Source organism: Chitinimonas sp. (assembly GCF_041904975.1).
In the GTDB taxonomy this organism is placed as follows: domain Bacteria; phylum Pseudomonadota; class Gammaproteobacteria; order Burkholderiales; family Chitinimonadaceae; genus Chitinimonas.
This window is the reverse complement of record NZ_JAYRLZ010000141.1, coordinates 1-10,840: the sequence shown is the minus strand read 5'-3', so window position 1 is coordinate 10,840 and position 10,840 is coordinate 1. Positions and strand designations below refer to the sequence as shown.

Genomic DNA, 10,840 nt, shown 5'->3' with positions numbered 1-10,840 from the left:
CAGCTATCTATCGGACAACGAGGCCTTGCGCGGCGCCACCCTGTGGGCGATGGGCAGTCTGGCCAGCGCCAGCTGGGCACAGCTCGCCTGGCTGCTGCCGGCGCTGGGCCTGTGTGCCGCCTTGCTGTGGCGGCAGGCACACGCACTGGACTGCCTGCTGCTGGGCGAGCGCGAGGCCTACCATCTCGGCGTGAATCTGGTTGCGCTGCGTCGCCGCCTGATTGCACTGAGCGCGCTGACGGTGGCGCTTACCGTTACCGCCTGTGGCGCCATCGGCTTTGTCGGCCTGATTGCGCCGCATCTGGCGCGGCTATTGCTGGGCCCCGGCCATCGCAATCTCCTGCCCGGCGCCGCCCTGTTCGGTGCCACCTGTCTACTATTGGCCGACTGGCTGGCCCGGGTAGCCATTGCACCGGCCGAGCTGCCGATAGGCGCCGTATTGAGCCTCGCCGGCGCGCCGTTCTTCCTCGGCTTGCTGCTGAACAGCCGCTCACGCGACTGACCATTCGTCGCGCTCCGCATTTGCTCCATATTCGGCGGCCACTATGTAGTGACTTGTTCACTGCACCGGGGAGCCACCATCATGCAACGCCCATTTGCCACCTTGCTTGTTGCCAGCCTTGCCCTGCCGGGCTGGTCGGCCAATATCGATATCAATCAGCTATCCCCCACCCAGGTCAGCGCCACCCTGGTGCCGGATGAGGCCGATATCGGCAGCAGCACCAGCATCTGGGTCGCAGCCACCCTGGGCGGAACCCTGTACTTGCGTAGCGCCAACCACGCCTGGGCACCCAGCGACGGTAGCCTCCCGGTCACGCTCGCCAATCAGCCACTTGGGCCGGTCAACAGCCTGGTGGCAGTCAGCGGCGTCGATATCAGCGGCTTGAACGGGCTCGATCTGTATCTGGCTTACGGCCAGAGCATTGCCGATGCCACCGGCAGCGCCGGGCATCTCGGCAAGCTGCTCAGCGTAGGCAGCAGCGGTAGCACCGGCCTGTCGGCAGCAGTGGATATCACCAAACTGCCGATGGGCGATGGCAAGGTATCCACCAGCCAGGCCGTGCGCGGGCAGATCTATGCCTGCACCATCATGAGCGGCGGTGGCGGCGCCGCCAAGGATGGGCCATGGATCAATAGCAGCAGCAAGACCTTTGATTTGAGCGCCAAGGTCAGCGTGGCCGGCAAGGTCAAATGGACGCCTTCATTCAGCACCACGATCAGCGGCAGCAGCCGCATCATCAGCAGCAATGGCCTGCCGCCGCATGCCACCGGCACTTACCCTGTCGCCAGCTCCGACCCGGCTTTCCAGTACGACAGCAATCCCAACAGCATCAAGGCGCAAACGCTGAGCAAAACCCTGCCTGCCAACCCGGTAGTGGCCGCCAGCCCCAGCTGCCTCAATGGCGGCGCCATCGGCATCCTCACCACTGGCGCGGTCGTATTCAACGGCCTCGACGCCGAAAACCGCGATGCCGTTGCCCATGAGGTGCAGGACCGCTGCCAGGGCCACCCGGAGCGCAATGGCAGCTACCACTATCACAATGTCAGTGCCTGCATCAAAGATAAGACCACCCCCAGCGAGCATTCGCCCCTGGTCGGCTATGCCTACGATGGCTTCGGCATCTATGGCCGCTATGGCGAAAACGGCAAGCTGCTCAGCAATGCCGATCTGGACGAATGCCACGGCCACAGCCACGAGATCGACTGGGACGGCAAACGCGTGACCATGTATCACTACCACGCCACCTGGGAGTATCCGTATACCCTGGGCTGCTATCGGGGCACGCCGGTGCGTTGAAGCAGCCATTCGCTTGACGGCACGGCGCACGGCGGCGACGATCGCGCCGCCATGCGACCACACGCCTTTTTAGCCAGCCTGATCCTTGCCGCCGCAACGCCCGCGCTTGCCCGCGGCGGGCCGAGCGGCATGCTGGGAACAATTCTGGAAGGGTTTACCTTCTGGGCCATTGCCGCCGGCCTGTTCGCCGGCCTGGCCTGGAGCCGATCCGGGCGGCACCTGCCAGCGCGCAGCCTGCTGGTTCTGTCGGCCGTGACACTCGGCTTCTCTTGGCAGTTTGTCTTGGCAGGCTTGCTACTTGGCATACCCGCCGGGGTAGCGCTCGCGGTTTTCAGTGCGGCCGCCTATCTGAAAGCGGGAGGCTTGCTACGGCCGCGCCCTGAACCCAGCGGCCAGAACCCGGCAGGGCGACGCGGCAGACTCACCCTGGTACTGCGCTGGTTGAGCGCCAGCTATCTGTTCTGGGCTGTAATCGCCTGCTTCAATATCAAGCTGCTGGGCTTTCTGGCGTTTCCGCCGACCTTGTTGCTGGACCACGGCACCATCACCCGGTTTTTCCCCTTCATCTTGCCGCCCCTGGGCCTTGCCCTGGCTATCACCAGCCTCGGTACTGGCCTGTTGGCTGCACTGCAGCCGCGCTTGCGTCATGCCGCGCCTGTCATTTTCAATGTCGGCCTGCTTATCGCCTTCCTGGTGTGCGCCGATCTCCAGCGCGAACGGCTGATGCGGCAAGCCCTGCGCAATCACCCCGGCATCGAGCTCGACAGTGCCTCCTTCCTCCGCTCGGTATTGGCCCACAGCGACTTCGGGCGTAGCGCGCATGCCAGCTTTTCGGAGAACGGCAAGTTTTACCATTGGAGTTACGCCGCGCAAGACTTTGTGACAGCACCTTGATGAGTCGCTGAATGAGGCGGGTATCCAAGCAACAACGCTATTCCCGATCAGCCGCATGCATCCGTTCCCTGCCGTTGCGTTTTTTGCACACCACGGCTGTCCAGAGACGACTACCGCAACTTGGCAACTTGCTCCGGCCCTCCTGTCTTCGGCATGCTGGCCGACTTTGCTTCAGCACCCACCTAACGCTTTCGGGATCACCATGAAAAAACTGCTCTGCACCGCGGCCACTCTGACCCTGCTATCGGCTTGCGCCGTCAATGAGGCGCCAATGCGCGACGCGCCTCAGCCGCTGCAGCCAGCCGTCGGTGCCCGCTGGTTCAAGCTGCCGACCGAACCCTATAAGGGCAAGCAGGACGATGTGTTTTTTGTCGATGCCAAGCTCGGCTTCTATGTGAACGGCCAGGGAAAGATCTACCGCAGTCGTGACGGTGGCGCCAGCTGGCAGCTGGTGCTCAACCAGCCCGGCACCTATTTCCGCGCTATTGCCATGCTGGATGAGCGCCATGGCTATGCCGGCAATATTGGTACCGACTACTTCCCCGGTGTAACAGATGAGAATCCGCTATACGAAACCCGCGACGGCGGCGACAGCTGGCAAGTGGTAAAGGGCCTGCCCGGCGCGCCGGTCAAGGGTATTTGCGCCATCGATGTGATCAACAGCCGCTTTATCAATGCCGGCGTGCTGGATCAGCGCACCATCGTGCATGCCGGCGGCCGCGTTGGCAGCCCGGCCTATCTGCTGCGTTCGCTCGATGGCGGCAAAAGCTGGACCAATATCGATATGAGCCCCTGGGTGGCGATGATCGTCGATGTGAAGTTTTTCGACGAAATGAATGGCATCGTATTTGCCGGCAGCGATCCGGAAACCGAAAAGTCGCATGCGCTGATCGTTGCCACCCATGATGGCGGCAAGACCTGGCGCAAAGTGTATGAATCGAACCGACTATTCGAGCTGACCTGGAAAGGCAGCTTCCCCAGTCGCAATGTCGGCTACGCCACCATCCAGAACTACAACCCTGACAAGGCCGAAACGCAGCGGCGCATTGTGAAAACCATGGACGGCGGCAAGAGCTGGACCGAGCTGCCGCTGGTCAACGATGCAGCGGTACGCGAATTCGGCGTGGGCTTTGCCAATGAGCAACTGGGCTGGGTCGGCACCACCAAGGGCGGCTTCGAGACCCGCGATGGCGGCGCCCACTGGGCGCCGGTCGATCTGGGTCGGGTAGTCAACAAGATCCGCATTCTGCCCGATGGCAATAGTGGCTTTACCGGCTTTGCCGTTGGCGCCGACCTGTACAAGTTTGGCGTACCGCCGGTGACCGCAACCGGAGCAGTCGATGCCCAAGCTGTAACGGTCGGCAAGCCTTAGGCGGGCAGCGACCAATGCAACAGGGCATGGTCGCCCAAGCTACCGATCAGCCTTGGCTGCAACGGTAATCCGGCCGACCATGCCCGCCTCGAAGTGGCCGGGCATCAAACAGCCGAACCGCACTTCGCCGGCGCGATTGAACTCCCAAACAATTTGCCGGGTTTGGCCTGGTTTGACATGGGCCATATAGGGCGCGGAATGGACCATGTCGGGATTGCGCTTCATCAGTTCGGCATGGGTTTTCAAGTCCTGCTCGGCACCCATCACCAGCTCGTGCATCAGCTTGCCGCGGTTTTCCACCTGCAGGCGAACCACCTCGCCCTCGCTGACGTTGATTTGCTCAGGCGTGTAGCGCATTGCATCAGTCATGGTGATCTTGATGGTGCGGGTGACCCGCGCAGCGACGCCCTCGCGACCAAACGACTGCTGCTCGGTCGAGACCTGGTGTTTGCCAGGCTTCTCCGCCGTAGCATCTCCATGCGCCAGAGCTTGGCCGCCCAATAGGGCCAGCGCCAGCAGGGAGCCCAGCTTCCGCATCGTTCTCTCCTGTCGGCGTTCAGTGATGAGCAGAATGGTCATGCGGTTTGACTACCTGAACGGTGTTTTCGTCTGCTTTGGGCCCGGCAGCCCGCGTCACTTCCGGTGCATCACCCATCCACTCATACGCCATGCTGCCCGGCGGGTACTGGTAAGGGCCGGGGTCGCTGTAGTCGCCGGCTCTCTGGGTGTCGCGCACCTTGAACACGGTAAACATGCCGCCCATTTCCACCGGGCCGAATTGCGCGCTGCCGGTCATCATCGGCAGGGTATTGTCGGGCAGTGGCATGCTCATTTCGCCCATATCGGCCATGCCCTTGTCGCCCATCGCCATATAGCCGGGCGCCAGCTTGTTGATCTTTCCCAGCAGATCCTGCTGCTCGACGCCGATCATGGTCGGCACATCGTGGCCCATTGCATTCATGGTGTGGTGCGATTTGTGGCAATGAAAGGCCCAGTCGCCGGGCAGCATTGGCCGGAACTCGATCGCACGCATCTGCCCCACGCCGATATCGGTGGTCACTTCGGGCCAGCGTGCTGACTTGGGCACCCAGCCACCATCGGTGCCGGTCACCTCGAACTGGGTGCCGTGCAGATGGATGGGGTGGTTGGTCATGGTGAGATTGCCAAAGCGAATCCGCACTCGTTCGCCAGTGCGCGCCACCAGCGGGTCGATGCCGGGAAAGGCGCGGCTATTCCAGGTCCACAGATTGAAGTCGGTCATGGTATTGACCTTGGGTGTGGCAGCGCCCGGCTCGATATCGTAGGCATTGATCAGGAACACGTAGTCGCGATCTACCCGCATGAAATCGGGGTTGCGCGGGTGCACCACGATGAAACCCATCATGCCCATGGCCATCTGCACCATTTCATCGGCATGCGGGTGGTACATAAAGGTGCCCGATTTCACCATATCGAATTCATAGACAAAGGTCTTGCCCGGCTTGATCGCCGGCTGATTGAGGCCGGCCACCCCATCCATGCCGTTGGGCAGCAGCAGGCCGTGCCAATGCACGGTGGTGTGTTCAGGCAGGCGGTTGGTCACAAAGATGCGTACCCGATCGCCTTCCACGCACTCGATGGTCGGGCCCGGGCTCTGGCCGTTATAGCCCCACAGATTGGCCTTCATGCCCGGCGCAATTTCACGTACCACCGGCTCGGCAATCAGGTGGAATTCCTTGACGCCATTCTTCATCCGCCACGGCAAGGTCCAGCCATTGAGGGTAACCACCGGCTGATACGGGCGACCCGAGCCCGGATGCAAGGGCGCCTGGGTCGCTGCGCTGGACTGGATGACCGCCTCGGGCAGGCTGGCCGCGCCCACGCGCGAAACCAGGCCAGCACCGAGGATGCCGGCACCGGCACGCAAGAATTGTCGACGATCAGACATGATGTTTTGCTTTCAATGGATGGCTCGCTATGCGAACGACAACTTCGACAATGGGGCGCGATTCAATGCGCGCGACTGGCGCTGCCGGTGGGCAACATCGCCGGCTTGCCCGACTCGGGCGTGTCGATGGAGCCGGCGCTGATCGCCATATCGAGCTCGGCATCAGCTTCCCAGAAGGCACGCTGGGCTTCGATGGATGCCATGGCCACGGTCAACTGCTCGCGGCTGTCCTGCATCAGCTCGAATACCGAACTGAGCATGCCGTTGTAGCGCAACTGCTGCTGCTCGGAGATGGCCTGGCGTAAAGGCAGCATCTGATCGCGGTACTGCAGCGCCAGCTTATAGGCACTGCGATATGCAGCATGGCTGACACGCAACTCCGACTCAGCGTCGATGCCGATTTGCGCTGCGCGATTCAGTGCCTGGCGGTAAATCGCCTCCGCCTTGGCCACCCGCGCCTCGCCCCAGTCGAATAGCGGCAACTCCAGCGTGAGCTCGTAGCCATGCTGGCTGTGTCCGCCCACATGGTTATCGAGATACGACGTCTCCAGTACATTGACCCAACGGCTCACTCGACTCAGCCCCAGTGCGCGGGCCTGGCTGGCCACTTCCTGGCGTGCCATCTGCAAATCCAGTCGCTTGTCGGCAGCGCCACCCAGCTCGGCCTCGTTGCGCGGCTGAGCCGGCAGCTCGGGCAGTTTGTCCGGCAATTGCAAGGCGGTTGCCGCAGCGCCCGACAAACCGAGCAAGCGCACCAGCTGTTCGCGCGCGGCCAGGGCGCCCTGTCGGGCGCGCGCCAGCTCGGCCGAAGCCTGCAAGGCGGCCAAGTGAGCGCGATCGCGCACCAGCTGGCTGCTATTGCCGGCAGCCTGCATGCGCTTGGCCAGCTCGGCGCTGGTCGCCTCTGATTCGGCCAGATCACCCATCTGCCCCGCCAGCTGCGCCGCAGCGACTGCATTGATCCAGGCTTTGCGCGTCTGCAGGGCCAGGCGCACCACCTCGCCCGCTACGCGAAATTGCGTCTGCTGCACCTCCTGCTCGGCCAGCTGCCGGCGCCAGGGCAGGGTCAACACCCCAAGAATATCGATGCCATAGCGGCGCTCATACTCGACATCATCGCCTGCGCGTTTGCGCGCCAGGGTGAAGCCGGGATTGGCGATGCGGCCGGCCTGTGCCAGATCGGCCTCGGCGATGCCGAGTTGCGCGAGGCTGGCCTGCACCGAGCGGTTGTGCAGCATTGCGAGGCGCACGGCAGCATCGGCATCCACCGGTTTGGCCAGCAAGGCCTCGACGCTGGCCCGCGCCGCCGCATGTGCATCTTCGCCTTGCCATGGCTGCAACAGGGCTGCCGGCTCTCCGGCCAGCTTGCGCACCTGCGCAAGGCTATCAGGGTGCTGGGTGGCGCAGCCAGCCAGCAAAGTGGCGGCAATGGCGCTGAGACCGGCCCGCCTCATGGCTTGACCTTGTGCGATGACCAGTGAATATGGGCGATGCGCCATTGCCCCGCTTCGTCGCGCCGCAGCACCAGGGTTTCGGTACCGGCATGGCGCACCATGGTGGGCGCCTGGCCGACGAGCGTTTCGGTCTCGCTGCTGACCAGCACCAGATCAGCGCCGGGCAGCACCTGCTGTTGCAGCACACGGGTGCTGCTGGTCCTGGCCTGCGCCAGGTCTTCCGGCAGATGCTTGGCCACATATTCGGCACGGTTGCGTTCGACATGCCCGAACTCATACACCTGCACCTCGGGCAGCAGCAGCTTTTCCACCTCGGCCGCCTGGCCGGCAGCCATGGCTGCGTGAAATGCCGCCACCACTTCTGACGGCGTAGTCGGGGCTGCGGCAAAAGCCGCATTCAGCAACAGCAGAGAGACGAGGCTGGGCAGATGGCGCATCGGTTCGGTCCTGATCGCAATTCGGGCCCGGCAGTATCGCCAAATCAGCAAGCTGACGCCAGCCGCGGCAAGGCATGGCCGCCGCATGGGTGGATCGGCAAGCAGCTCGCCACAAAGCCGCTTCTTAACAACTTCTTAGCGCCAGCCACCCCATTCTTGACAAGGCCTTTGCCGCGCCGGGGTTGTAATGCAAGCAGGCCGCCCGGTGGCCTTTTTGGAGAACTCTGCCGTGAACATCAAGACCCGTATCGCGCTCAGCATAGCCAGTGCTGTCGCTGGCCTAGCCCTCGATGGCTTGCTGGTGCCGCCTGCCTACCTGGCCACCAATCCCGCCCTTGTCGGACAGATGGCCAATAGCGACAAGGCCAGCGTGCTGGCCAGCTATCTGGGGCACGGCCCGCAATGGCTCGAAATCAGCATCTGGCTTGGCGTCATTGCCCTGCTTGCTGCGATCTGGCTGCGCCGCTCCCGCTAACTACTGCAAAGATCATCATCATGCGTACCCAGCATTTACTGCTTCCCCTGGCCGCTTCCCTGCTACTTGCTGCCTGCGGCCGCCATGCGGTCGACGAATATGCCGAAGTCGGACCATCGGAAACCGCATTCCTGATTGCGCTCGACGGCAATACGCTGGACAACCAGTCCAAGCTCAATTCGGTGGCATTTCTGGAGAAAAACCGGGTATCGGCCAAGCGCATTTTCATTCCGCACAAGCTGATCAACCTATGCCAGAGCTGCTGGTTTGGCGACTATCGTGATGTGGCCAGTGCTCGCCTGGTGAAAATCAACCGCAGCCCGGTCACCCGCGAATGGACGCGCCCGGTGAGCACCGGTACGGCACGGGCGAACCAGTCGTTTTCGGTGGAGAGCAGCGAGTCGATCGACTTCGACATAGGCGCGACCTTGACCGCCCATGTGGCCGAAGCCGATGCAGCGGCCTTTCTTTATTACTTTGCCGGCAAACAGCTGGAAGAGATTGCCGACAGCAATATCCGTGGCTTTATCGCCGCGAGCCTGGCGCGGCAATTCGGCGTCAATACGCTGGATTGGGGCCGCAGCCACAAGAACGAGGTATTTGCCAATGCGCTCAAGGAAGCACAGGCCTTCTTTGGCCCGAAAGGGGTGACCATCGACAATATCGGCTTTGTCGAGGGCATGAGCTATCACGACAGCCGCATCCAGGATGCCATCAACAAGAAATTCGAGGCCGACGTCCAGGTAGAGGCGGCCAAGCAACAACTAACCGCCGCAGAGACCCTTGCCAAGGCCGGCGCCGCCGTCCAGGTTCAACAGGATCTGGAAATGCGCAAGCGGGAACAGGACTTGCGCGCCCGCGCCATCGAGAAATGGGATGGCCATATGCCGCAGGTGGTGGGCAATAACGAGGGCAAGCTACTGTTCGGCATCAATACCGGCAAATAATCGTGCGGCGCGGCTGGGGCCGGTGCCAGCGCCCGCCGCCGGGACCGGCCACAGGCTTGCGTCTCGCGCCGATCATGCAGATTGCGGATACCGATCGCGCAGCTGTAAACCGTCCACAGCCAGGTGATGATCAGCAAGGGAACACCGATCACCACGCCGACAATGGTGATGCAGAACAGAATGCCCAGGGCAAAGCCGACCAGTGATTTGATAAAGATGCGCAGCTGCGCATCGAAGTGGCTCTCCAGCCAGCTATCCTTCGCCTCCGGCCGCTTGACATACGCGACGACGGCGCCGACAAGGCCGGTGGGAATGGCGGTGAACAATGAAATCAACAGCAGGATGTAAACCAAGAGGGCGGTGTCTTTGAGCGATTGCTCACTACGTTGATCCAGCATCAATTGCGACATGGCAGCTTCTCCAGATAGTCATGGCGCTATGCTAGGGCGCAGCCACTTCGCGCGATGCAGGCGAGTGACAGTCTGCGCCAAACAGGGAACAGACTGCCGCTCGCGGCGATCAGCGCGCCGTCAGCATTCCACCACACTGACCGGCACTTCGATCACATTGATCGCCAGGCCGCCGCGCGCCGTTTCCTTGTACTTCACATGCATATCGCGGCCGGTATCGCGCATGGTGCGGATCACCCGGTCCAGCGAGATATAGTGGGTGCCATCGCCGCGCAGCGCCATCCGCGCCGCATTGATCGCCTTGATGCTGGCCATGGCATTGCGCTCGATGCACGGCACTTGCACCAGGCCACCGACTGGATCGCAGGTCAGGCCCAGATTGTGTTCCATGCCGATTTCGGCGGCGTTTTCCACCTGGCTCGGTTTGCCGCCCAGCACTTCGGCCAAAGCACCCGCCGCCATCGAGCAGGCCGAACCGACTTCGCCCTGGCAGCCGACTTCAGCGCCGGAAATCGAGGCATTGGTCTTGAACAGAATGCCGATGGCACCAGCCGTCAACAGGAAGCGCACGATGCCGTCGTCGTTGGCGCCCGGTACAAAGTTGACGTAGTAGTGCAGCACTGCCGGAATGATGCCGGCAGCACCATTGGTGGGCGCCGTCACCACCCGGCCGCCACCGGCGTTTTCTTCATTGACTGCCAAGGCGTAAAGATTCACCCAGTCGAGCACGGTCAAAGGGTCGCGCAATGCGGCTTCCGGTCGGCCGGCCAGCTGACGGTGCAAATCGAACGCGCGCCGCTTTACCTTCATGCCACCGGGCAAGATGCCTTCGGTACGGCAGCCACGCGTCACGCACGCCTTCATTACTTCCCAAATGTCCAGCAACTGGCGGCGCACCTCGGCCTCTGGCCGCCAGGCCAGCTCGTTTTCCAGCATCAGCTGGCTGATCGATTTGCCGTGACGTTCGGCCAGAGCCAATAGCTCGGCGCCGGAGCTGAATGGATGGGTCAACACCGCAGCCGTCGGCGGGGTAAAGCCGCCCTCTACTGCATGTTCGTCCACCACAAAGCCGCCACCCACCGAGTAGTAGGCGCGCTTGGACAGCTCGCTGCCATCTGCGGCGCTG

General features: G+C 62.6%; 11 protein-coding genes. 6 read left to right on the top strand and 5 right to left on the bottom strand.

The window, feature by feature from the left end:
- The 4 genes from ACE3OH_RS13510 to ACE3OH_RS13495 all read left to right on the top strand — a co-directional run.
- On the top strand, positions 1-502 hold a 502-nt coding region (locus tag ACE3OH_RS13510), incomplete at its 5' end, for a FecCD family ABC transporter permease (protein WP_374353632.1).
- Positions 503-583: 81 nt separating this feature from the next.
- On the top strand, positions 584-1,798 hold the full coding sequence (locus tag ACE3OH_RS13505) for a YHYH protein (RefSeq protein WP_374353627.1): 1,215 nt from the start codon (positions 584-586) through the stop codon (positions 1,796-1,798).
- A gap of 51 nt (positions 1,799-1,849) precedes the next feature.
- On the top strand, positions 1,850-2,692 hold the full coding sequence (locus ACE3OH_RS13500) for a hypothetical protein (protein ID WP_374353624.1): 843 nt from the start codon (positions 1,850-1,852) through the stop codon (positions 2,690-2,692).
- A gap of 202 nt (positions 2,693-2,894) precedes the next feature.
- A complete protein-coding gene (locus ACE3OH_RS13495) occupies positions 2,895-4,064 on the top strand; it encodes a WD40/YVTN/BNR-like repeat-containing protein (protein ID WP_374353621.1) in 1,170 nt (389 codons plus the stop codon).
- A gap of 39 nt (positions 4,065-4,103) precedes the next feature.
- Here ACE3OH_RS13495 and ACE3OH_RS13490 read toward each other — a convergent pair whose 3' ends face one another.
- From ACE3OH_RS13490 to ACE3OH_RS13475, 4 genes are all read right to left on the bottom strand, one after another.
- Positions 4,104-4,643 (bottom strand): plastocyanin/azurin family copper-binding protein, encoded by a 540-nt coding sequence (locus ACE3OH_RS13490; RefSeq protein WP_374353619.1) that lies wholly within the window; start codon positions 4,641-4,643, stop codon positions 4,104-4,106.
- The gene (locus ACE3OH_RS13485) at positions 4,621-5,991 is read right to left on the bottom strand and encodes a multicopper oxidase family protein (protein WP_374353616.1); all 1,371 of its coding nucleotides are present in this window, start codon (positions 5,989-5,991) and stop codon (positions 4,621-4,623) included. The genes ACE3OH_RS13490 and ACE3OH_RS13485 overlap by 23 nt, the downstream gene beginning before the upstream one ends.
- Positions 5,992-6,053: 62 nt before the next feature.
- Entirely contained in the window at positions 6,054-7,445 is a 1,392-nt protein-coding gene (locus tag ACE3OH_RS13480; protein ID WP_374353613.1) for a TolC family protein, read from the bottom strand.
- Positions 7,442-7,882 (bottom strand): nuclear transport factor 2 family protein, encoded by a 441-nt coding sequence (locus ACE3OH_RS13475; protein WP_374353610.1) that lies wholly within the window; start codon positions 7,880-7,882, stop codon positions 7,442-7,444. Before ACE3OH_RS13475 ends, ACE3OH_RS13480 begins: the two co-directional genes overlap by 4 nt.
- Before the next feature lie 229 nt (positions 7,883-8,111).
- On the opposite strand from ACE3OH_RS13475, the gene ACE3OH_RS13470 reads away from it, so the two are divergent.
- Positions 8,112-8,357, top strand: coding sequence for a hypothetical protein (locus ACE3OH_RS13470; RefSeq protein ID WP_374353607.1), 246 nt, complete (start codon positions 8,112-8,114; stop codon positions 8,355-8,357).
- Positions 8,358-8,377: 20 nt separating this feature from the next.
- Entirely contained in the window at positions 8,378-9,304 is a 927-nt protein-coding gene (locus ACE3OH_RS13465; RefSeq protein WP_374353603.1) for an SPFH domain-containing protein, read from the top strand.
- A 530-nt stretch (positions 9,305-9,834) separates the two neighbouring features.
- On the opposite strand, the gene ACE3OH_RS13460 is transcribed toward ACE3OH_RS13465, so the two are convergent.
- Positions 9,835-10,840 (bottom strand): L-serine ammonia-lyase (locus ACE3OH_RS13460; protein ID WP_374353600.1); only part of this gene is annotated, 1,006 nt, incomplete at its 5' end.